General features: G+C 57.9%; 23 protein-coding genes and 1 tRNA gene. 8 read left to right on the top strand and 16 right to left on the bottom strand.

What is annotated here, in order from left to right:
- Positions 1-116 precede the first annotated feature (116 nt).
- The gene (locus tag AB4O45_RS23015) at positions 117-839 is read left to right on the top strand and encodes a pirin family protein (RefSeq protein WP_056784475.1); all 723 of its coding nucleotides are present in this window, start codon (positions 117-119) and stop codon (positions 837-839) included.
- Positions 840-880: 41 nt separating this feature from the next.
- Here the strand turns inward: AB4O45_RS23015 and AB4O45_RS23010 are convergent, their stop codons facing one another.
- Entirely contained in the window at positions 881-1318 is a 438-nt protein-coding gene (locus tag AB4O45_RS23010) for a hypothetical protein (protein ID WP_056784473.1), read from the bottom strand.
- A 249-nt stretch (positions 1319-1567) separates the two neighbouring features.
- On the bottom strand, positions 1568-2443 hold the full coding sequence (locus tag AB4O45_RS23005) for a LysR family transcriptional regulator (protein ID WP_056784468.1): 876 nt from the start codon (positions 2441-2443) through the stop codon (positions 1568-1570).
- A gap of 111 nt (positions 2444-2554) precedes the next feature.
- Between AB4O45_RS23005 and AB4O45_RS23000 the strand changes: the two genes are divergently transcribed.
- The 3 genes from AB4O45_RS23000 to AB4O45_RS22990 all read left to right on the top strand — a co-directional run bounded on the left by AB4O45_RS23000 (position 2555) and on the right by AB4O45_RS22990 (position 5872).
- Positions 2555-3754, top strand: coding sequence for a YbfB/YjiJ family MFS transporter (locus tag AB4O45_RS23000; RefSeq protein ID WP_150635737.1), 1200 nt, complete (start codon positions 2555-2557; stop codon positions 3752-3754).
- A gap of 60 nt (positions 3755-3814) precedes the next feature.
- Complete coding sequence (locus AB4O45_RS22995) at positions 3815-4813, top strand: NAD(P)H-quinone oxidoreductase (RefSeq protein ID WP_460160587.1); 999 nt, start codon at positions 3815-3817, stop codon at positions 4811-4813.
- A 114-nt stretch (positions 4814-4927) separates the two neighbouring features.
- Positions 4928-5872: an alpha/beta hydrolase gene (locus tag AB4O45_RS22990; RefSeq protein ID WP_041478569.1), complete on the top strand. Its 945-nt coding sequence runs from the start codon at positions 4928-4930 to the stop codon at positions 5870-5872.
- Positions 5873-5902: 30 nt separating this feature from the next.
- Here AB4O45_RS22990 and AB4O45_RS22985 read toward each other — a convergent pair whose 3' ends face one another.
- Positions 5903-6232 carry a hypothetical protein gene (locus tag AB4O45_RS22985; RefSeq protein WP_041478568.1) on the bottom strand — a complete coding sequence of 110 codons (330 nt, stop codon included), beginning with the start codon at positions 6230-6232 and terminating at the stop codon, positions 5903-5905.
- Between the two features lie 196 nt (positions 6233-6428).
- Between AB4O45_RS22985 and AB4O45_RS22980 the strand changes: the two genes are divergently transcribed.
- Entirely contained in the window at positions 6429-6704 is a 276-nt protein-coding gene (locus AB4O45_RS22980; RefSeq protein ID WP_310215501.1) for a hypothetical protein, read from the top strand.
- A gap of 127 nt (positions 6705-6831) precedes the next feature.
- Positions 6832-7047 (top strand): hypothetical protein, encoded by a 216-nt coding sequence (locus tag AB4O45_RS22975; protein WP_041478566.1) that lies wholly within the window; start codon positions 6832-6834, stop codon positions 7045-7047.
- Positions 7048-7129: 82 nt separating this feature from the next.
- Here the strand turns inward: AB4O45_RS22975 and AB4O45_RS22970 are convergent, their stop codons facing one another.
- From AB4O45_RS22970 to AB4O45_RS22960, 3 genes are all read right to left on the bottom strand, one after another.
- The gene (locus tag AB4O45_RS22970; protein WP_041478565.1) at positions 7130-7417 is read right to left on the bottom strand and encodes a hypothetical protein; all 288 of its coding nucleotides are present in this window, start codon (positions 7415-7417) and stop codon (positions 7130-7132) included.
- Positions 7418-7591: 174 nt separating this feature from the next.
- Entirely contained in the window at positions 7592-8617 is a 1026-nt protein-coding gene (gene rtcA, locus AB4O45_RS22965; RefSeq protein ID WP_460160586.1) for an RNA 3'-terminal phosphate cyclase, read from the bottom strand.
- Between the two features lie 161 nt (positions 8618-8778).
- Positions 8779-10005: an RtcB family protein gene (locus AB4O45_RS22960; protein WP_252877822.1), complete on the bottom strand. Its 1227-nt coding sequence runs from the start codon at positions 10003-10005 to the stop codon at positions 8779-8781.
- A gap of 195 nt (positions 10006-10200) precedes the next feature.
- On the opposite strand from AB4O45_RS22960, the gene rtcR reads away from it, so the two are divergent.
- Positions 10201-11805 carry an RNA repair transcriptional activator RtcR gene (gene rtcR, locus AB4O45_RS22955; RefSeq protein ID WP_460161516.1) on the top strand — a complete coding sequence of 535 codons (1605 nt, stop codon included), beginning with the start codon at positions 10201-10203 and terminating at the stop codon, positions 11803-11805.
- Positions 11806-12224: 419 nt separating this feature from the next.
- Here the strand turns inward: rtcR and AB4O45_RS22950 are convergent, their stop codons facing one another.
- The 10 genes from AB4O45_RS22950 to thrS form a co-directional block, all read right to left on the bottom strand.
- Positions 12225-12440 (bottom strand): hypothetical protein, encoded by a 216-nt coding sequence (locus AB4O45_RS22950; RefSeq protein WP_076567342.1) that lies wholly within the window; start codon positions 12438-12440, stop codon positions 12225-12227.
- 209 nt (positions 12441-12649) lie between these two features.
- Positions 12650-12726 (bottom strand) — tRNA-Pro (locus AB4O45_RS22945).
- 89 nt (positions 12727-12815) lie between these two features.
- Positions 12816-13172 carry a MerR family transcriptional regulator gene (locus tag AB4O45_RS22940; protein WP_003179985.1) on the bottom strand — a complete coding sequence of 119 codons (357 nt, stop codon included), beginning with the start codon at positions 13170-13172 and terminating at the stop codon, positions 12816-12818.
- Entirely contained in the window at positions 13153-13455 is a 303-nt protein-coding gene (gene ihfA / locus AB4O45_RS22935) for an integration host factor subunit alpha (RefSeq protein ID WP_002553164.1), read from the bottom strand. Before ihfA ends, AB4O45_RS22940 begins: the two co-directional genes overlap by 20 nt.
- 3 nt (positions 13456-13458) lie before the next feature.
- Positions 13459-15837, bottom strand: coding sequence for a phenylalanine--tRNA ligase subunit beta (gene pheT, locus AB4O45_RS22930; RefSeq protein WP_460160585.1), 2379 nt, complete (start codon positions 15835-15837; stop codon positions 13459-13461).
- 26 nt (positions 15838-15863) lie between these two features.
- Positions 15864-16880, bottom strand: a complete 1017-nt coding sequence (gene pheS, locus AB4O45_RS22925; RefSeq protein WP_003226365.1) for a phenylalanine--tRNA ligase subunit alpha — start codon at positions 16878-16880, stop codon at positions 15864-15866.
- 109 nt (positions 16881-16989) lie between these two features.
- Positions 16990-17346 (bottom strand): 50S ribosomal protein L20, encoded by a 357-nt coding sequence (rplT, locus tag AB4O45_RS22920; RefSeq protein ID WP_002553161.1) that lies wholly within the window; start codon positions 17344-17346, stop codon positions 16990-16992.
- 27 nt (positions 17347-17373) lie between these two features.
- Positions 17374-17568: a 50S ribosomal protein L35 gene (gene rpmI / locus AB4O45_RS22915; RefSeq protein ID WP_002553160.1), complete on the bottom strand. Its 195-nt coding sequence runs from the start codon at positions 17566-17568 to the stop codon at positions 17374-17376.
- A 60-nt stretch (positions 17569-17628) separates the two neighbouring features.
- Positions 17629-18180, bottom strand: coding sequence for a translation initiation factor IF-3 (gene infC / locus AB4O45_RS22910; RefSeq protein ID WP_169432615.1), 552 nt, complete (start codon positions 18178-18180; stop codon positions 17629-17631).
- A complete protein-coding gene (gene thrS, locus AB4O45_RS22905; RefSeq protein WP_024012407.1) occupies positions 18180-20102 on the bottom strand; it encodes a threonine--tRNA ligase in 1923 nt (640 codons plus the stop codon). Before thrS ends, infC begins: the two co-directional genes overlap by 1 nt.
- Positions 20103-20472: 370 nt before the next feature.
- Between thrS and AB4O45_RS22900 the strand changes: the two genes are divergently transcribed.
- Positions 20473-20775 (top strand): hypothetical protein, encoded by a 303-nt coding sequence (locus AB4O45_RS22900; RefSeq protein WP_460160584.1) that lies wholly within the window; start codon positions 20473-20475, stop codon positions 20773-20775.
- Positions 20776-20898 lie beyond the last annotated feature (123 nt).

Raw genomic sequence — 20898 nt, 5'->3', positions numbered from 1 at the left:
AAACTGTCAACCTGAGCCGGACAGTCTTTCAATTTCCATCTACTTATTGCCTCACCGGGTAACCAGTAACCTTCTCCTCACTCGGACGAATTCACGTCCCGCCAGGAGATTTCATCATGCTGACTCTTCGCAAAGCCTCCGATCGCGGCCTCGCCAATCACGGCTGGTTGAAGTCGTTTCACACCTTTTCTTTCGCCAGCTACCGCAACCCGCGTGAACAGGGTTTCTCCGATCTGCTGGTGATCAACGATGACCGGGTCGCCGCCGGCAAAGGCTTTGGCCAGCACCCGCACCGCGACATGGAGATCTTTTCCTATGTGCTCGAAGGCGCGCTGGAACACAAGGACACCCTCGGTACTGGCTCGGTGATCCGCCCCGGGGACGTGCAATTGATGAGTGCCGGCAGCGGCGTGGCGCACAGTGAGTTCAACCACTCGGCCACCAAGCCCGTGCACTTTCTGCAAATCTGGATCGTGCCGGATGTCAGTGGCGCCAAGCCGCGCTATCAACAGGAACACTTCAGCGCGCAGAAAAAACGTGGTCGCCTGCAACTGATCATCTCGCCGGACGGTAGCAATGGCTCCCTGAAAGTCCGTCAGGATGCGCGGGTCTACGCCGGGTTATTTGACGGCGAGGAAAGTGCCACGCTGAAATTGCCGGCCAATCGTTACGCTTACGTGCACGTTGCGCGTGGCAGCGTCGAACTCAATGGCCAAGCCTTGCAGGAAGGCGACGGCGTGCGGGTTCGTGAAGAACAGCTGCTCACCTTGAGCAACGGGGTCGATGCCGAAGTGCTGGTGTTCGACTTGCGGCCTCAGGAGTTGCCGGAAATGCCATGATCTGGCGCGATGCAGAACGGCCTTCCACTGAAGGCCGTTTTTTATTGCGGCGGCTCTGCTGAGGGTTGTACGACAGGTTTGGGTGACGATACCTCTTTGCCAATCTGAATCGCTGCCAGCGTGGTTTGTATCGTGGTCAACACCGCCGCCTGATTGGCAAAATGTGCGCCAACCAGCAAGGAAGCCACGCCGAGGAAATGCACAGTGGTGGCAGCCCAGTAATTGGCCTTTACCGTCGATGCCTGTCTGATCGCTTCCCGCGATTCGTCGGCGATTTTCTGCACGCCCATCCACATCAGGTCATAACGCTTGTCCCGTTCCTGCAGGGCCTTGTCCCGTTCAAGATAGACCTTGTCCCGCTCTGCCTGAGCAGCCAGGAACCCGCGAATGTCGGCGCGCATTTCTGCCACGCGGCCATCCATCCTCGTCTCGATGGTTTCTATCCTGGCATCGAATTCTTCGCGACTTATGCTGCTCATGATTTACCTGTCCCGCCCCGCGTCCGATCTGTCCGTGACTGCATATTGATTCACTTCCCTGATTTTCAATTCGACACCTTTCTGCGGCTACGCGGCCTTCCCTGGCTCTTCGTTTCGATGCATCACTGAGGTCTGCATCGAGCTGCAGTGACAATAGAACTCATCACGGACTACAACAAGCCGGCCCATTCTGTCTCGGACGTAGGCTGTTTCGTCAGCAGTTGTAGCCTCGGCAAAACCCTGAACCACTTATTCGTTTTCCAGCGCAAAAGCCTCAACGATCTGCTCGATGACCGCCCGTACCCGCGCGGTGTGACGCAGGTCGGCGTGGGTGACCAGCCACACTTCATACGGCAGCGGCCGGGTCCGCTCCGGCCAAAGTCTGACGAGGCCATCGCGTTCGCCCATGTATACCGGTATCTCGCCTATCCCGAGGCCTGCGGCAAGGGCTCGACGCACCAAAAGGCTGGAGCTGAGCGTGGCGACGATGCGTCCGCGGGTCAACGGTTCAGAGACCAGCGTCAGGTCTTTTTTGCTCTGTAAGTACGGCTGATACACCACCAGATCATGGCCCTCGAAAGCGTTGCCGGGCTGCGGTTCTCCATGGCGCTCGACATAGGCCTGTGCTGCGAAAAGTCCTACAGGCCAACGGGCGATTCGCCGAGCGATGAGATCCGGGTTATCCGGCCGAGTATTGCGCACCGCGATATCGGCTTCGCGCTTGGCCAGACTGAGAATCTGCGTCGATGCATCCAGCTGAATCTGCACGTCGGGGTGCTGGTCATGCAGGCGCGCCATCGCCGGGATGATGAAGTCGATGGCCATCGAGTCGGTGGTGCTGACCCGTACGTTACCGGTCAGACGATCGTCCAGCCCGTGGATGTGCCGCTCCAGTTCCAGTGCCGAATGTTCCATTTTTTCCACACTTTTACGCGCCGCTTCACCAACACTGGTCAGCGCGTAGCCATCGGAGGTACGCAGGAACAGCGTCGCGCTCAAAGACTTTTCCAGCGCGGTAATACGCCGCCCGACAGTGGCCTGGTCCACGCCCAGAACTCGTGCAGCTCCGCGCAAGGTGGACTCGCGACAGACCGCCAGAAAAACCCGCGCATCATCCCAATTCATGCTGATCCTCATCGAAGCATTTTTGCATCACTCTGCCGCTTAATCGCTGCATATGCGCAGCCAAGATAGCCGATAAGCTGAGCGCCATACACCTCTTGTGAGATCGCTATCATGCGTACTGCAAATTCCTCCGGCATCTGGCTGCCGATCTTCGCCGGGCTTTGCGCCAGCCTGGTCAGCATTGGCCTGGCGCGTTTCGCCTACACGCCGCTGATCCCTTCGCTGATTCAGGCACAGTGGTTTTCCGCCAATGATGTCGTCTATCTCGGCGCGGCCAATCTGGTCGGCTACTTGATCGGCGCCCTGCTCGGTCGGCCCATGGCCCATCGACTGGGTAACCGCAACGCCTTGCGCCTGATGATGCTGGCGGTCACGGGAGCATTTTTTGCCTGTGCTTATCCGCTCTCGGTGAGCTGGTTCTTCGGCTGGCGTTTGCTGTCCGGCATTGCCGGTGGCGCGATCATGGTGCTGGTGGCGGCAACCGTGCTGCCTCACGTTCCGGTGGCGCGCAGAGGTCTGGCCAGTGGCGCAATCTTCCTGGGCATCGGCCTCGGAATCGCCGGCTCCGGGACCATCGTGCCGCCGCTGCTGAGCCTCGGCTTGCAAGCGACCTGGCTGGGACTGGGCGCGCTGGCGTTGTTGCTGACCGCGTTGAGCTGGTTCGGCTGGCCTGCGGATACCGCGCACCCTGTGGCTGCGCACGCAACGTCGGCTGATGAGCCGACACCGCCGGGCGTCTACCTGTTGTTTGCTCAATACGCGTTCATGGCCGCCGGGCTGGTGCCTGCCATGGTGTTTCTGGTGGATTACGTGGCTCGCGGACTGGGCGCCGGGGCGCATATCGGCGCAATGGTCTGGGTGATGTATGGCCTGGGAGCGATTGTCGGGCCGGTGACGTACGGTTTTCTGGCCGACCAGCTTGGTGCACGCACTGGCATTCGCGTGGTGCTGGTAGTTCAAGCCATTGCCCTCGGTTTGCTCGCCGTCTCCCATGCGTTTCTGGCGCTGGCTTTACTGGCGGTGATTCTCGGCTCGTTCCCGCCGGGCATCGTGCCTCTGGCTTTGGCCCGCGTGCATGAGCTGGTGCCGTCGCATCACCGTCAGCAGATCGCCTGGAGCCGCGCCACCGTATCGTTCGCCACTTTTCAGGCTCTGGCCGGGTTTGCCTACTCGGCGCTGTTCAACGCTTCAGGTGGTCAGCACACGCTGCTGTTTGTGATCGCCGCTGGCGCAATCGTCGTGGCTCTACTGCTGGAGCTAGCCATGCGCTGGCTGCCCTCTGCTAATGAAACGCGCTGCGCGGCGAACTGAGGGGAATCATTGCACCCTGTCTGCGCTCCCATCTACACGACCTTCTCCACAGGAATCGACATGTCACTGCCTAAAGAAATGACCCGTATCGAAATCACCCAACCCGGCGGCCCTGAAGTATTGCAAGCCAGGCGCGTATCTCTGCCCACTGCTTCCGAGGGCCAAGTGCTGATCCGTGTTCACGCCGCCGGAATCAATCGTCCGGACGCCTTGCAGCGCGCCGGCAAGTACCCGATGAAGCCCGGCATGGACCCGATCCCCGGTCTGGAAGTGGCTGGCGAAGTGGTCGCGGTTGGCACCGGAGTAACGCGTTTCGCGGTCGGCGATCGGGTCTGCGCGCTGACCAATGGCGGCGGTTACGCCGAGTATTGCGCGGTTCCGGCCGGCCAGACTTTGCCTGTGCCGGATGGAGTCGATTGGGTCCAGGCCGCCGCGATTCCGGAAACGTTTTTCACCGTCTGGGCCAACCTTTTCGGCCTCGGCGCCGCCAAGGCCGGGCAGCGCGTGTTGATTCACGGTGGCACCAGCGGTATCGGTACCACCGCGCTGATGCTCTGTCGTGAATTTGGCATCGAGGCGTTTGCTACCGCAGGCAGTGCTGAAAAATGCGACGCGATCCGTCAGCTTGGCGGGCAACCGATCAACTATCGTGAGGAAGATTTCGCCGAGGTCATTGCCCAGAAAACCGCAGATCAAGGCGTGAACGTGATTCTCGACATCATGGGTGGCTCGTATCTGAACGGCAACATCAGCGCACTGGCAATGGATGGCCGACTGGTGATGCTCGGCTTTCTCGGCGGCGCCCGCGCCAACGACATCGATCTGCTGGCGATCCTCGGCAAACGCGCAGTGGTCACCGGCTCGCTGCTGCGCGCGCGTACCGCTGAGGAGAAAGCCGCCATCGCCGATCAACTGCAAGAACACGTTTGGCCTGCCCTCAGCGCCGGGCGCTGCCTGCCGATCATCGACAAGGTTTACCCGCTGGCTGACGCGGCTCAGGCCCATGCCCGCATGGAGGGCGGCGATCATATCGGCAAGATTGTGCTGCAAGTGGGGTGATCGATTGCAGCATCTTGTAATCGTTGGGCGTGCACGGTGGTCGAAAAACAGTCACGCGCAGACCGAGGCATCTGGTAAAAAGCGTTCTTTGTCTGCGCTGTGGTGAAACGATTAATGTTCCTGTCCTTCCTGACCCGCCTGCGACGCCGCCGCTTGGCATTCGCCATGATGGCCGCGCTGATCATTGGCGTGCCGACGAGTTGTGCGGTGCTGGAACACACCGAGCGCAAACTGTTGTTTCGCATCGAGCCGGGCACCGCCGGCTGGTATCGCGGTCTGCCCGGCAGCGTTCAGGAACTCGATCTGCAACCGAAGAGTTTCAAGGCCGGGCAGAACATCCATGCCTGGTGGTGGCCGGCGGAACGTGCCAATGCCCCGGCAATCCTTTATTTGCATGGCGTGCGCTGGAACCTCACCGGACAGTTGTTCCGCATAGAACAACTACGCGCGGCGGGCTATTCGGTGCTGGCCATCGATTATCGCGGGTTCGGCCAAAGCAAGGGTGATCTACCATCCGAAAGCAGCGTTTATGAAGATGCCCGCGTGGCCTGGGAGCGCTTCCAGCTGCTGCAACCGGACCCGAACAAGCGCCTGATCTACGGCCACTCTCTCGGCGGTGCGGTGGCGATTGATCTGGCGGCCGAGCTCGGACAGAACGCGGCGCGCAACAACACACCTCTGCCGGTTCGCGGTCTGGTCATCGAATCTACCTTCACTTCTCTCGCCGACGTAGCTGCCGCCGTGGCCAACACCTCGCTTCCTGTGCGTTGGCTCCTGTCGCAGAAATTCGATTCCATCGACAAGATCGCCGACATTCACATGCCACTGCTGGTGGTGCATGGCCTGGCTGATGCCTTCGTGCCGCCGCGCTTCAGCGAGCAGCTATTCAATGCCGCAGAGCAGCCCAAACGCCTGCTGCTCGTGCCCGGCGCGACGCACAACAACAGCATGGCGCTTGGCGGCCAGGGCTATCGCAAGGCTCTGGATGCACTGATGCAGACCAAAGCGGCGCCGCGGGTTGCCGGGCCGGCAGTCGCCAAGGGCTCTCGCGATTCCTGAGCTGTGTAAATCAGTCCTGAGAAACCGGCATCAGCGCCGAGCCAACTCATGGCGTACGCATTGTTCGTAATAGGTCTGCTTGACCGCTGCCGGTTTGAGCTTCGAACTGCTGTTGTAGGTCTGCTCGGTAATCCCCATCGCTGTCATGCGCATCCAGGGTTGCTGGAATCGGCGAACCTGCAATTGCTTGCGCGCGCCATACAGCGAAACCCCGGACAGTTTTGATCGCTGCGCCCCGGCAGCAATATCCGAGCCCCAGGTGCAGGCAAAGCGATGGCCCTTGCTCAACTCTTTTGCCTGCACTCCCGAGGCGATCAAAGCCAGGGAAAGCGTCACAACGGTGATGACAATCGTGCGCATATAGCCAACCTAACCTTTTGAAAAAAGGCGATTTTGCCGGTGCGAAATACCTATGGGGGCCAGCAATTTGCCTGCTGTCGCGAGATTTTTGATCCGGCTGAATACAATCAGGCTTCGCCGCTCGTCCAGTACTGCGCACCTTTGGCAGACAGGCTTATCCAAAGCAGTACATCCCACCGCGTAGAAGGCCCACGTGATGAACAAGAAAATCTTCGCAATTTCGTTTTTCAGTCTGTACTTGATTGGCCCGCTCCACGCTTGGGCAGCCGAAACGACAGCGGGCGCTGCCACCCCCGCCACCGCCCTGCCCGGTGTCAATCATGCACAAAGCTCTAGTGACCATGATGAGAAGGCCAACAAGAAAGGTGAAGAGTCTTCAGGCGCCAATGCGGGCTCAGAGCCGCACGAGACGGAGAAGGATGCGGCGACGTCGAGCGACTCTGAAGATCTTGAGAAAAAACCCGCTCAGTAACCACGGACTTTGCTATTCATAACGAAATACCGACGCCGAACTAGCGCAATACAGGGTGATATCAATATGATGCGCGCACTGGCCACCATAGAAGGTGGCCAGAGGAAAATACATCCAAGGAATGCAAATGAAAGATTTCGTCATCGGCGTCAACAACATCGTTCTCTACATCGCACTGGCGGTCATCCTGATCGTTTCCCTCTTCATGATGAGCCAGAGCTTTCTTTCGGGTCTCGGCATGTTTGTAGGCGGCACCCTGGGCTGGTGCATCGTCTCTGGCTTCTGGTTCGTGCAATCGGCGACCTACGAAGAACTGCGCAAGCTGAACTCGAAAACCAGCTGATCTGCGCCGAGTATTGGTTAAAGAAAAAGGCCAATGTCATCGACATTGGCCTTTTTATTTCAGCTTCGAAAGGATTGATTAGTCATTGCTTGGTGCACTGAGCGCCCAGTCCCATGCCCATGGAACCCAGAGCAACCATCGGGCCGCTCGGCAGTTCGCACGTATATTCGCCACTTTCGGTTTGAGCGGTGTAGAAGGTTGTATTGAAGTCGCTGCGGATATTTGAAACCTTGATTACGGGTTTGCCGATGGTGGTCTGTGCGCGATTCTTGAGATCACTCTCTCCCGGTTTGACGGTCTGGCATCCAGTAACTGCGAGCGCCATTGTTGCGAATAAAGCGAGAACCGGGATAGTCCTTGATGAGTTCATTGCAGATCGACCTTTTTGATTTTCATACCGGAGAAATACTGGCAATAACCTGCCGAGCGAAAGGACTTTAAGGTCGAGCCGAAACGGGGGCAATTAGGTCGGATGTGCTAATGGCTGAAGGCTAGCCTCACCTGCGATGAGGTTGTGCAACTGCTTTCCGGTTGCCGACTGCTGTTAATCGGTTTGGAAAACGTCTACCCGCAAGCGATCGCCGCCCTCCTCTCGGCAATCGATACGGACCGGCAAAAACAGGTGAATAACTTCGATGTTGCTGCGCAGATGATCAGTCATGCGCGGCGTGGTGAACGATCCGCCACCGGCCAGCGCCATCGGCAACAGCAACTGATCGGCCAGATGCTCAGCGACCGCAGCATCACTGCGCAACCAGTCGACAGCCTGATTGATTGCGGCATCGGCCACCTTCTCGGCGCGTAACGACACTTGGCCAAATGCGCTGAACACCTCAGTGACATGCTCGAAAACGTACTCCAGCAATAACACATTGCCCGGGCCGCGTGCCGGATCAAGCGCCACAGGTTGCAGCGCCTCCTCTGGCCAGTTCAAACGCTTGGCCACCTGACTCAGCTCTCGCTGAGCGACAGTAGGTGCGAGACCTGCGGTCAGCGCCAATGCGCGTCGTGAGACTGCCTCGCCGCGCTCACACAGGTCCAAGCGCGTGAGGCGCGAGGGCTGCACCTTCACCGCAATTTCGCCACCGCCAGCCGGTACGAAACCATGACGCAGCAACTCCAACTCGACATCGCCGCCCATGCGCCGCAGCAGCGGCAACCAACTGCGCGACAGGAAATCCGTCGGCGGCGCCAGCGGATTATGCGTGCCACCGGAGATTGTCACTCGACTGGCCTTCGATGCCCGTAACAAGGCTGGCAGCAACGTCTGCAGCACCAGCGTGCAGCTGCCGGCCGTGCCGATAGCGAACTGAAAGTCGCCGCCGCGAATTTCGCCCGGTTCGAAGCTCAGGCCTTGCGACCCCAGATGCGCACCAGATATCTGTGCACCACAAATCTCGCCCGCCGCCATCACGGCTGTCAGGTGCTGACGCAGCAATCCCGGACGACTGCGTCTGGCGCGAATCTGTTTAATGCGAAACGCCCGACCTGTCACCATCGACAGGCTCAACGCACTGCGCAACACCTGGCCGCCACCGATGGCGCCGTCCAGTTCGATTATCTCTTTCATTGCAAATCCTTACGCGTATAGCCCGACGGTGTCTCTGAGGTACCGTTAAACCGTCGTGGGTCTTCCTGAGTTACGATCAATATTGATAATTCGCGCTTCAGCTCAGCCGCGATGAACCGGGGCAGCGCCGGACGCAGAATTCTCGCCAGCGCTGTAGTTCCTTAGCCTTTGACGCACACCACCTGACGCAGGGTGTGCAGCACTTCCACCAGCTCACGCTGGGCGTGCATGACTTTGTCGATGTCCTTGTAGGCCATCGGAATTTCGTCAATCACCGCTTCGTCCTTGCGGCATTCCACGTGGGCCGTGGCGCGAATCTGATCGGCGACGGTGAAGGTATTCTTGGCCTTCGTGCGGCTCATGGTGCGCCCGGCGCCATGACTGCAGGAACTGAACGACTCTGCGTTGCCCAGACCGCGCACAATGAAACTCTTGGCGCCCATCGAGCCCGGAATAATCCCCAGTTCGCCCTTCTTCGCTGACACCGCGCCTTTGCGGGTAATCAGCACGTCTTCACCGAAATGCCGTTCCTTCTGCACGTAATTGTGGTGGCAGTTGACCGCCTCCAGCGCCACTTCGAACGGCTTGCGGATGATCTGCCGCGTGGCCTGAACCACCGCACGCATCATCAGTTCACGGTTCTGTCTGGCGAAGTCCTGCGCCCAGCCAACCGCCTCCACGTAATCATCAAAATGCTGGCTGCCCTCTTCGAAATAGGCCAGGTCACGGTCCGGCAGGTTGGCAATGTGCTGACGCATATCGGCTTGGGCCATCTGGATGAACAGGTTGCCGATAGCGTTGCCGACGCCACGCGAACCGCTGTGCAGCATGAACCACACCCGATTGGCCTCGTCCAGGCACACTTCGATGAAATGGTTGCCACTGCCGAGCGTCCCCAAGTGCCCACGGTTGTTGGTGTTGGCCAGTTTCGGATACTTGTCGGTGATCAGTTTGAAGCGCGGCTGCAACCCCGCCCAGGCCTGATCGGCTTGCTGAGGAATCTCGTCCCAGGCGCCTTTGTCTCGCCGCAAACGATTCGAACTGCGGCCATGTGGCACCGCTTGCTCGATGGCGCTACGCAGTCCCTGGAGGTTGTCCGGCAGATCCGAAGCCATCAGCGATGTACGCGCAGCGATCATTCCACAACCGATGTCGACGCCCACCGCCGCCGGAATGATCGCGCCGACCGTTGGAATAACGCTGCCGATGGTTGACCCCTTGCCCAGGTGCACATCCGGCATCACCGCCAGATGCTTGAAGATGAAGGGCATTTTCGCAGTGTTCATCAACTGTGCGCGGGCTTCGTTTTCAACCGGGACGCCTTCGGTCCAGAGTTTGATGGGCTTGCCGTTGGCGACTTCGAGAAGCTGGTAGGTTTGGTCTTTCATATCTTGGTGTCCATGTTCGTTTCCACCAGCATTGCAGCCGCTGTGCCAGCTTTGGATGCGGCTATGGTTTTTTCTGCTATGTTTCTGATTTTAATAGCTTTTATCTCTGATGCGACGAGTCTCGATAATCTATGGAAGACAAATCAGACCAGCAAAATTATCATTGCATATCGTCATTTATCTTATGAGATAAGCATGCCCAACAAACGCACGGTCGCCATCGGATTTATCGGAGCCACCCTGGATCGTGTCGGCAAAGGTGCCAGCCGTTGGAATTATTGGCGACCAAGCGTAGGCCTGTGCCAACAAACAGACCTCCCTATCCACCGACTTGAATTGATTCACGGCCTCGACGCGCGCGACGTCAGCCTCGCCGAGCGCATTCGAGTGGACATCCAGCAGATTTCTCCAAGCACCGAAGTGCGCCTGCATCCAATGTCGCTGCGCAACCCTTGGGACTTCGAGGAGGTGTACGGCGCCCTGCACGACTTCACCACTGCGTACAATTTTGACACCGAGCACGAGGATTACCTCGTCCACATCACCACCGGCACCCACGTCGCACAGATCTGCTGGTTCCTGCTGACCGAGGCGCGCTATCTGCCAGCCCGGCTGATTCAGACCTCCCCCGCCAAGCGCAAGAACGAAAACGAGCCCGCCTGCGGCACTCACGCGCTGATCGATCTCGATCTGTCGCGCTATGATCGCATTGCCTCACGTTTCGCCAGCAAACGCCTCGAAGGCCTGGAATTTCTCAAGTCCGGCATCGCCACGCGCAACCCGGCCTTCAACCGCTCCATTGAACAGATCGAGCGCGTTGCGCTGCGCTCGAAAGCCCCCATGCTGCTGATCGGCCCGACCGGCGCCGGCAAATCCTTCCTGGCGCGGCGCATCTACGAACTCAAACGCAATCGCCATCAGATGCAGGGACGCTTTGTCGAAGTCAACTGTGCAACCTTGCGTGGCGACGGCGCGATGTCGGCCTTGTTCGGCCACGTCAAAGGCGCCTTCACCGGCGCGCAAAACGCTCGCGATGGCCTGCTGCGCGCCGCAAACGGCGGCATGCTGTTTCTCGATGAAATCGGCGAGCTCGGCGCAGACGAACAAGCGATGCTGTTAAAGGCAATCGAAGAGAAACGCTTCTTCCCGCTGGGCTCGGACAAGGAAGTCGAGAGTGATTTTCTGATAATCGCCGGCACCCACCGCGACCTGCGCAGCCGCGTCGCCGAAGGCCTTTTTCGCGAGGACCTGTACGCAAGGATCAACCTCTGGACATTCGACCTCCCCGGCCTCGCCGGCCGCCGCGAGGACATCGAGCCAAACATCGATTTCGAACTGGAACGCCACGCGCGCGAACATGGGCAACGCGCGCGTTTCAATCTCGAAGCACGCCGACGCTACCTGGCCTTCGCCAGCTCACGTGAAGCAGCGTGGCTGGGCAACTTTCGCGAACTGTCCGCGTCGATTACCCGGATGGCAACTTTGGCCGAAAGCGGACGCATCGATGAAGCGCAGGTAGACGATGAGATCGATCGATTGCGATATGCATGGGGCTTGGCGCAACCCACTGCTATATCAACTGAGTTGCCGGGAGATGGCGAGAGCATGGACTTGTTCGATCGCTTGCAGTTGAAGGCTGTCATTGAGGTGTGCCGGCAGGCCGATAGCCTGTCCGATGCAGGCCGACAGCTGTTCGGTATTTCCCGGCAGGCCAAGGCGCAGCCTAATGATGCCGATCGCTTGAGGAAGTACCTGGCGCGGTTCGGACTTGAATGGGGCAAGTTAGTGGACACGAGGTGAAGCACAGCGCTCTTGATCGCACTACTTCAATGATGACTGTAGAAAAAATGAATTAGCCGCCTGATCTCTCGGTCAAGAATTATGAACGCAGTAAATCTGACGAGGTGACAGCAATGACTATCCAGGCAGAGACACTCGTACAACTGACCGAAGCGCTCCAAGAGCGAGGCATGAAAATGGTCTCAGACGTCCATTTCACCCGCGCACCCTATCGATACAACCATCGCTGGATCTGCATCGTAGAGTGAACATGCTTGTTGCCGGCGCCTGGATCGAAGCGTCCAGCCGCCGGCGCCGCTCGGCTTCGCCCACCCACGCCCAAATAACCGTCTGCGCCCAAGGATGTCGATAGAGGGTTGGGCGGCAATAAAAACCCGGCGCGATGGCCGGGTCTCGTGAACTATTACAATTGATCGGGCTTACTTAGCGCCGCCATTATCTCGGCCCGTCTGGGCGTCCTGATCAGAGCCAGGATTGCCGGGTGGCGGATTCCAGTCCTCTGGTCGTTCGTCGGTGCCCTGCTTCGGCTCAGAATCAGCCTGCTCCAGGCCGGAATCATGACCCTCGCCAGAATCAGGGGTTTGTTCGTCTGGTCCCGGATATGGCGCTTCAGGGCCGTTGTTGTCGTCGATCATCATTCTCTCCCGTCAGTGGCGCAGGGGCTGCGCTTAATAAGTAAGAGAAGATCGGCGCACAGAGAGTGCTATTTGCTCGACGAGCGGACTTTCTTACTAATCCAAACACTTGGTGATGCGAGTCGCAGGCGTGATCGAGTAGCCCCGCAAATCTCACACACATGAAAAAGGCCAATGCTGTGAACATTGGCCTAAGTCATTGAAAAATATGGTCGGGACGGAGTGATTCGAACACTCGACCCCTAGCACCCCATGCTAGTGCGCTACCGGACTGCGCTACGCCCCGACTGATGTTGCATCCCGTTCTTCACCTCGAAGAACGCTCAAGAATATATCGCAAGCTTTTGAAAACTGGAAGTATTCAAACGCAGCTTTTTATTTCTTGAGTACCACCAGAACATCTTCCAATTCAGCAATCATCTGCCGAATCATCTGTTTGTACTGTGTGGTGTCATCTTTGGCTTCGTCGCCGGACAGACGCAGACGTGCGCCGCCGATGGTGAAACCCTGATCGTAAAGGAGCGCGCGGATCTGCCGGATCATCAGCACGTCCTGGCGCTGATAATACCGGCGGTTCCCGCGGCGTTTGACGGGGTTGAGCTGCGGAAACTCCTGCTCCCAGTAGCGCAGCACGTGTGGCTTTACGGCACACAGCTCGCTGACTTCACCAATGGTGAAGTAGCGTTTGCCCGGGATGACGGGTAGTTCGTCGTTATGACTTGGTTCCAGCATAAGCCTCAACTCGGGCCTTCAACTTCTGCCCTGGACGAAAGGTGACCACACGGCGAGCCGTGATCGGGATTTCTTCCCCCGTTTTCGGGTTGCGGCCAGGCCGCTGGCGTTTGTCCCGAAGGTCGAAATTGCCGAAACCGGACAATTTGACCTGCTCGTTGTCTTCAAGAGCGTGCCTGATTTCCTCGAAAAACAGTTCGACCAATTCCTTGGCTTCCCGCTTGTTCAGGCCCAGCTCTTCATACAGACGTTCCGCCATCTCAGCTTTCGTCAAAGCCCCCATACGTCACTTCCTTAACGTGGCGTTCAACCTTTGTTCGAGCGAGGTGAGGATATTTTGCGTCGTCGAATTCACCTCATCGTCATTAAGAGTGCGCGATGGATGCTGCCAGGTCAAGCCGACTGCAAGGCTTTTTCTATCAGGATCAATACCTTTACCCTGATACACGTCAAACAGCCTGAGCTCTGTGAGCCATTCGCCTGCATTTTCACGGATTACGTCCAGCACAGCCGAGGCCGCGACGTCTTTGTGCGCGATCAGTGCAAGGTCACGACGCACTTCAGGAAAGCGCGACAACTCGTGGAATTTCGGCATTTTACCGAGCGCCACTTCCGCCAGAACCAGCTCAAAGACGAACACCGGACGATCCAGCCCCAGCGCCTTCGACAGCTCAGGGTGAATTGCACCGATATAGCCTACCTCGCGACCTTCACGCTCGATGCGCGCGGTTTGACCCGGATGCAGCGCCGGGTGTTTGCCCGGAGCAAAGGTGAACGAATCCAGGGCACCGGCAAAACCCAGTACAGCCTCCACGTCAGCCTTTACGTCGAAGAAGTCGACGGTATCCCGACCCTGCGCCCAGCCTTCCGGCAAGCGACTCCCGCAAACAACCCCGGACAGCATAGGCTCTTGCTTCAAGCCCTCAAGCTGACCAACGAAGCGCAGACCGCTCTCGAACAGACGCACGCGATCCTGCTGACGGTTGAGGTTGTGCTGCAACGCCTTGACCAGACCTGGCCACAACGACGAGCGCATGGCGGCCATATCGTTGGAGATCGGATTGGCCAGCAACAGCGGCTCGACACCTGGATTGAACAGTTCGAACTGACGCGGATCGATGAAGCTGTAAGTGATCGCTTCCTGATAACCACGAGCAACCAGCAGACGACGCAGCTCAGGCAGATCACTACGCGCTTCGGCCTTGGCTTGCGGCGCCAGACGCGCTTGCGGGTAGCGAACCGGCAAACGGTTGTAACCGTAAAGACGCGCCAGCTCTTCGATCAGGTCGACTTCCAGGCTGATATCGAAGCGGTGGCTTGGCACTTCAACTCGCCATTGACCTTCGCCGTCAGCGGCAATGCTCAGGCCCAAGGCACTGAGCAGGCGCTCGACCTGTGCCGAATCCATCTCCATGCCGAGCATCTGAGTGATGCGCTGAGCGCGCAGAGTAATCGGTGCAATCGATGGCAGATGTTGTTCGCTGACGGTCTCGATGATCGGACCAGCTTCGCCGCCAGTGATTTCCAGCAGCAGGCCAGTGGCGCGCTCCATGGCTTCACGAGCGAGTTGCCAGTCAACGCCACGCTCGTAGCGATGCGAAGCGTCGGTATGCAAGCCGTAAGAACGTGCCTTGCCGGCAACCGCAATCTGATCAAAGAACGCAGATTCGAGGAACACATCACGGGTGGTCGCGGAAACACCGCTGTGCTCGCCACCCATGACGCCGGCGATCGCCAGTGCACGAGTGTGGTCAGCGATGACCAGCGTATCGCTACGCAGGCTGACTTCCTGACCATCAAGCAGAACCAGCTTTTCGCCCTCTTCAGCCATGCGCACACGAATGCCGCCATTGATTTCGGCGAGATCGAAAGCGTGCAGCGGTTGGCCGAGCTCGAGCATGACGTAGTTGGTGATATCGACGGCAGCGTCGATGCTGCGCACGTCGGCGCGACGCAGACGCTCAACCATCCACAGCGGGGTTGGCTTGGACAGGTCGACGTTACGGATGACCCGACCCAGGTAACGTGGGCACGCGGCTGGGGCCAGCACCTCGACCGAGCGCACTTCGTCGTGCACCGCTGCAATCGCAGCTACCACAGGACGGGTTACCGGCACGGCGTATAGCGCGCCGACTTCACGAGCCAGACCGGCCAGGGACAGGCAGTCGCCGCGGTTCGGAGTCAGGTCGACCTCGATGCTGGCGTCTTCCAGATCCAGGTATACACGGAAATCTTTGCCCACCGGCGCATCGGCCGGCAGCTCCATCAGACCGTCGTTGCCCTCACCGACCTGCAGCTCGGCTTGCGAGCACAGCATGCCGTTGGACTCGACGCCACGCAGCTTGGCCTTCTTGATCTTGAAGTCGCCCGGCAGCTCTGCGCCAATCATGGCGAACGGAATCTTCAGGCCCGGGCGCACGTTTGGCGCTCCGCACACGACCTGGAAGGTTTCCGCGCCATTGCTGACCTGGCATACGCGCAACTTGTCGGCGTCCGGATGCTGCTCGGTGCTCAGCACCTCACCCACCACCACACCACTGAATACGCCGGCGGCCGGAGTAACGCTATCGACCTCAAGACCGGCCATCGACAGACGGGCAACCAGCTCGTCGCGATCTACCTGCGGGCTGACCCAGCCACGCAGCCATTGTTCACTGAATTTCATCCTGCTCTCCTAAGAATTCGTTACGACTAGCGAAATTGCGCGAGGAACCGCAAGTCGTTGTCGAAGAACAGACGCAAGTCGTTCACGCCGTAACGGAGCATGGCCAGACGCTCGACACCCATGCCGAAGGCAAATCCGGAGAACTCTTCCGGATCGATGCCGGACATGCGCAGCACGTTCGGGTGAACCATGCCGCAGCCCATCACTTCCAGCCAGCCGGTCTGCTTGCAGACGCGGCAGCCTTTGCCGCTGCACATCACGCATTCCATATCGACTTCAGCGGATGGCTCGGTGAAGGGGAAATACGAAGGACGGAAACGCACGGCCAGTTCTTTCTCGAAGAACACCCGCAGGAATTCTTCGATCGTGCCTTTGAGATCGGCAAAATTGATATCGCGATCGACCAGCAGGCCTTCGACCTGGTGGAACATCGGCGAATGGGTGATATCGGAGTCGCTGCGATAGACGCGGCCCGGGCAGACGATGCGGATCGGCGGCTGCTTCGATTCCATGGTGCGGACCTGTACCGGCGAGGTATGGGTGCGCAGCAACATGTTGGCATTGAAATAGAAGGTGTCATGCATCGACCGGGCCGGGTGATGGCCTGGGATGTTGAGCGCTTCAAAGTTGTGGTAGTCGTCTTCGACCTCAGGGCCTTCGGCGATGCCGTAGCCAATGCGGGTGAAGAACTGCTCGACGCGCTCCAGAGTCCGGGTGACCGGATGCAGACCGCCAGAGGTCTGGCCACGGCCCGGCAATGTCACGTCGATGGATTCGGCAGACAGTTTGGCAGCCAGCTCGGCTTCTTCAAACAATGCCATGCGCGCATTGAGAACGCCTGTAACACGTTCCTTGGCAACGTTGATCAGCGCACCGACTTGCGGACGCTCTTCGGCCGGCAGATTCCCCAGGGTCTTCATCACCTGAGTCAATTCGCCCTTCTTGCCAAGGTATTGAACCCGGATTTGCTCCAGGGCATTGATATCTTCAGCGCTTTGCACAGCCTCTAGTGCTTGAGAGACCAGCGCATCCAGGTTTTCCATGTACAGACTCCAGATACAAAATAGGGGAAGAGCTTGAAGGCTCTTCCCCTATTTATGACGTTTAACACCTGGCCCCACAGAGGTGAGGCCGGGTGACTGTCGGGGGTACTTAAGCCAAGGTGGCTTTAGCTTTCTCGACAATCGCAGCAAACGCCGCTTTTTCGTTCACTGCCAGATCAGCCAGAACCTTACGGTCGATCTCAATGGACGCTTTTTTCAGGCCAGCGATGAAACGGCTGTAGGACAGACCGTTAACACGAGCACCAGCGTTGATACGAGCGATCCACAGAGCGCGGAACTGACGTTTTTTCTGACGACGGTCACGGTAGGCGTATTGGCCTGCCTTGATTACCGCTTGCTTGGCAACACGGAATACGCGGGAGCGTGCGCCGTAGTAGCCTTTAGCAAGTTTCAGAATTTTTTTGTGACGCTTACGGGCAATGACGCCACGCTTTACACGAGCCATGAGTTACTTCCTCTATTCTTGACTAAATTAACGAAGGCGCAGCATGCGCTCGACTTTTGCCACGTCAGACGGATGCAGCAAGCTGCTACCGCGCAGTTGACGCTTACGCTTGGTCGACATTTTAGTCAGGATGTGGCTCTTGAAAGCGTGCTTGTGCTTGATGCCGTTAGCAGTTTTCAGAAACCGCTTGGCAGCACCACTTTTGGTTTTCATTTTTGGCATGTTCGGATACTCCGCATTCAGTTGATAAACATAATCAGAAGGCCTGCCGTGCCCTGTTGATTACTTCTTCTTTTTCGGGGCGATGACCATGATCAGCTGGCGTCCTTCCATCTTAGGATGCTGTTCGACCGAACCGTACTCGAGCAGGTCTTGTTCAACCCGCTTGAGGAGTTCCATCCCCAGCTCCTGGTGGGCCATCTCACGGCCGCGGAATCGCAAGGATACCTTGGCCCTGTCCCCGTCACTCAGGAAACGTACCAGGTTGCGCAGTTTTACCTGGTAATCCCCTTCCTCCGTCCCTGGACGAAACTTGATTTCTTTAACCTGAATCTGCTTCTGGTTTTTCTTCGCCGCGGCAATCTGCTTCTTCTTCTCGAAGATCGATTTGCCGTAGTCCATCACCCGGCAAACAGGCGGGACTGCATCTGCGGAAATTTCCACCAGATCAAGCTTTGCTTCTTCAGCGATACGAAGCGCTTCATCAATCGAGACGATGCCAATCTGCTCGCCATCAGCGCCAATTAACCGAACCTCGCGTGCCGAGATATTCTCGTTGATCGGGGCTTTCGGTGCAGCTCGTTTATCTTGTCTCATTTCACGCTTAATAATAATTACTCCGAATCTGGGCGACCACGCCGGGAAACCGCTTGCGCGAGAAACTCAGCGAACTGGGCGACGGGCATCGAGCCCAGGTCAGCACCTTCACGAGTACGCACAGCGACAGTCTGCATCTCGACTTCCTTATCTCCGATAACCAAAAGATAGGGAACCTTGAGCAAAGTATGCTCGCGGATTTTAAAGCCGATCTTTTCATTTCTCAAGTCGGACTTGGCACGAAATCCGCTTTCGTTGAGAGTTTTTTCAACCTCTGCAACAAAATCTGCCTGTTTATCAGTGATATTCATGATCACCGCCTGGGTCGGCGCGAGCCACGCAGGGAAAGCACCTTCGTAGTGCTCGATCAGAATCCCGACGAAACGCTCGAACGAACCGAGGATCGCGCGGTGCAACATCACTGGGTGTTTGCGGCTGTTGTCTTCGGAGACGTATTCAGCGCCCAAACGGACAGGCAGGTTAAAATCGAGCTGCAAGGTACCACACTGCCAGACTCGACCGAGACAATCTTTCAGCGAGAACTCGATCTTCGGCCCGTAGAAAGCACCCTCGCCCGGCTGCAGATCGTACGGCAGGCCAGCAGAATCAAGGGCTGCAGCCAATGCTGCTTCAGCGCGATCCCACAGCTCATCGGAGCCGACGCGTTTTTCCGGACGAGTGGACAGTTTCATCTCGACTTCGGTAAAGCCGAAATCGCGATAGACGTCCATGGTCAGCTTGATGAACGCAGCGGACTCGGCCTGCATCTGCTCTTCGGTGCAGAAGATGTGCGCGTCGTCCTGAGTGAACGCTCGCACGCGCATGATGCCGTGCAACGCACCCGACGGCTCGTTACGGTGGCAAGCACCGAACTCGGCCAGACGCATCGGCAACTCGCGGTAGCTTTTCAGTCCCTGATTGAACACCTGCACGTGGCATGGGCAGTTCATCGGCTTGATGGCGTAGTCGCGGTTTTCCGACTGAGTGGTGAACATGTTGTCGGCGTAGTTGGCCCAGTGCCCGGATTTTTCCCACAGGCTGCGGTCGACGACTTGAGGAGTCTTGATCTCAAGGTAGCCGTTGTCGCGCTGGATCTTGCGCATGTACTGCTCGAGCACCTGGTACAGAGTCCAGCCATTCGGGTGCCAGAACACCATGCCCGGCGACTCTTCCTGAGTGTGAAACAGGCCCAGACGCTTGCCGATCTTGCGGTGATCGCGCTTCTCGGCTTCTTCGATGCGCTGGATGTACGCCGCCAGCTGTTTCTTGTCAGCCCAAGCGGTGCCGTAGACGCGCTGCAATTGCTCGTTCTTGGCGTCGCCACGCCAGTAGGCGCCCGACAGCTTGGTCAGCTTGAAGGATTTCAGGAAACGCGTGTTCGGCACGTGCGGACCACGGCACATGTCGACGTATTCTTCGTGATAGTACAGACCCATGGCCTGCTCGTTCGGCATGTCTTCAACCAAACGCAGCTTGTAATCTTCGCCACGAGCCTTGAACACTTCGATCACTTCAGCGCGCGGAGTGACTTTCTTGATGACGTCGTAATCTTTCTCGATCAGTTGCTGCATGCGCTGTTCGATGGCCGCCATGTCTTCCGGCGTGAAAGGACGCTCGTAGGCGATGTCGTAATAGAAGCCTTCGTCGATGACCGGGCCGATGACCATCTTCGCGGTCGGGTACAGCTGTTTGACCGCGTGGCCAACCAGGTGCGCGCAAGAGTGGCGAATGATCTCCAGCCCCTCTTCATCCTTTGGCGTAATGATTTGCAGGGTCGCGTCGCTGCTGATGATGTCGCTGGCGTCGACCAGTTGGCCATTGACCTTGCCGGCGAGCGTAGCCTTGGCCAGACCTGCACCAATGGATGCGGCGACCTCGGCTACGGAAACCGGGTGATCGAATGAACGTTGACTGCCGTCGGGAAGAGTAATAGTTGGCATGGCGCCTCCTCTCCTAGTGGTGACCCCTACCAAAGGTCACGTGGGTTGGGATGAGCCAGTACAAGATCCGATCCAGGCCATTCAATGACGAACGCCTGCCTTACAGCGGCAGGAGCCTTGCGGCCAACCGGAAAACCGGACCAGAGTGACTGGGATTCAAATCGGAAAAATTCGCACGCCGACCGCTTCGGGACTGAAGGTCATCCGAAGCCTGAGAACGCTTGAGCCCGGCATGCTAGCACAGATGAGCGGTCGCTTACGCCCTGATTTGGCAGAAGGCCAAATGTCCGTTTTTATGCCAGAGTGCTGAACTTGATCGGCCTTTGCGCCCTCAGATAATAAGACATTGACCCACAAGGAGCATCCTCGCATGCGTCTGAAAAGCTTATTCGCCGTCGTCGCCCCCGTCGTTCTGCTGCTGCCACTGAGCGCCCATGCCGACTGGCCAAAAGGCGAGCGCGAGAAGTACATGGCCCAGTGCACTCAGGCTGCCACCCAACAAATTGGTGCTGCTGCCGCCAAATCCCACTGCGCTTGCGGAGCTGACGCCATCAAGTCCTATCCGGCCAGCGACATTCAGGCGCTGATGGACAACAAGGCGACGCCTGAATTGCAAAAGAAAGCCCTTGGCCAGATCGCCAAATGCAAGGCAAATACCGCCCCGAAAAAATAAGAAAACCGGTCATTAACATCGGCTGAAAGGCGGAAAAAAGTGCTGGAAATGAGGCTTTTCAGACGATTTATGCAGGTTTTACAGGTTTTTTTATCGTCTTTACGTTTCGCTGAAAGCCTTTCA

It is taken from the genome of Pseudomonas sp. S2_B10, assembly GCF_054668425.1.
This window is presented reverse-complemented; position numbering and strand designations above follow the sequence as displayed.

Bases quoted from the DNA above. Each gene is read 5' to 3' on its own strand.
- AB4O45_RS22975 (WP_041478566.1), top strand. From the start codon at position 6,832: ATGAAAGATTTCGTCATCGGCGTCAACAACATCGTTCTCTACATCGCA.
- AB4O45_RS23000 (WP_150635737.1), top strand. From the start codon at position 2,555: ATGCGTACTGCAAATTCCTCCGGCATCTGGCTGCCGATCTTCGCCGGG.
- AB4O45_RS22990 (WP_041478569.1), top strand. From the start codon at position 4,928: ATGTTCCTGTCCTTCCTGACCCGCCTGCGACGCCGCCGCTTGGCATTC.
- AB4O45_RS22900 (WP_460160584.1), top strand. From the start codon at position 20,473: ATGCGTCTGAAAAGCTTATTCGCCGTCGTCGCCCCCGTCGTTCTGCTG.
- rplT (WP_002553161.1), bottom strand. From the start codon at position 17,346: ATGGCTCGTGTAAAGCGTGGCGTCATTGCCCGTAAGCGTCACAAAAAA.
- rtcA (WP_460160586.1), bottom strand. From the start codon at position 8,617: ATGAAAGAGATAATCGAACTGGACGGCGCCATCGGTGGCGGCCAGGTG.
- rpmI (WP_002553160.1), bottom strand. From the start codon at position 17,568: ATGCCAAAAATGAAAACCAAAAGTGGTGCTGCCAAGCGGTTTCTGAAA.
- AB4O45_RS23005 (WP_056784468.1), bottom strand. From the start codon at position 2,443: ATGAATTGGGATGATGCGCGGGTTTTTCTGGCGGTCTGTCGCGAGTCC.
- thrS (WP_024012407.1), bottom strand. From the start codon at position 20,102: ATGCCAACTATTACTCTTCCCGACGGCAGTCAACGTTCATTCGATCAC.
- pheS (WP_003226365.1), bottom strand. From the start codon at position 16,880: ATGGAAAACCTGGATGCGCTGGTCTCTCAAGCACTAGAGGCTGTGCAA.
- AB4O45_RS22960 (WP_252877822.1), bottom strand. From the start codon at position 10,005: ATGAAAGACCAAACCTACCAGCTTCTCGAAGTCGCCAACGGCAAGCCC.
- AB4O45_RS22950 (WP_076567342.1), bottom strand. From the start codon at position 12,440: ATGATCGACGACAACAACGGCCCTGAAGCGCCATATCCGGGACCAGAC.
- ihfA (WP_002553164.1), bottom strand. From the start codon at position 13,455: ATGGGGGCTTTGACGAAAGCTGAGATGGCGGAACGTCTGTATGAAGAG.
- AB4O45_RS22985 (WP_041478568.1), bottom strand. From the start codon at position 6,232: ATGCGCACGATTGTCATCACCGTTGTGACGCTTTCCCTGGCTTTGATC.
- pheT (WP_460160585.1), bottom strand. From the start codon at position 15,837: ATGAAATTCAGTGAACAATGGCTGCGTGGCTGGGTCAGCCCGCAGGTA.
- AB4O45_RS22980 (WP_310215501.1), top strand. From the start codon at position 6,429: ATGAACAAGAAAATCTTCGCAATTTCGTTTTTCAGTCTGTACTTGATT.
- AB4O45_RS22940 (WP_003179985.1), bottom strand. From the start codon at position 13,172: ATGCTGGAACCAAGTCATAACGACGAACTACCCGTCATCCCGGGCAAA.
- AB4O45_RS22970 (WP_041478565.1), bottom strand. From the start codon at position 7,417: ATGAACTCATCAAGGACTATCCCGGTTCTCGCTTTATTCGCAACAATG.
- AB4O45_RS23015 (WP_056784475.1), top strand. From the start codon at position 117: ATGCTGACTCTTCGCAAAGCCTCCGATCGCGGCCTCGCCAATCACGGC.
- rtcR (WP_460161516.1), top strand. From the start codon at position 10,201: ATGCCCAACAAACGCACGGTCGCCATCGGATTTATCGGAGCCACCCTG.
- AB4O45_RS23010 (WP_056784473.1), bottom strand. From the start codon at position 1,318: ATGAGCAGCATAAGTCGCGAAGAATTCGATGCCAGGATAGAAACCATC.
- AB4O45_RS22995 (WP_460160587.1), top strand. From the start codon at position 3,815: ATGTCACTGCCTAAAGAAATGACCCGTATCGAAATCACCCAACCCGGC.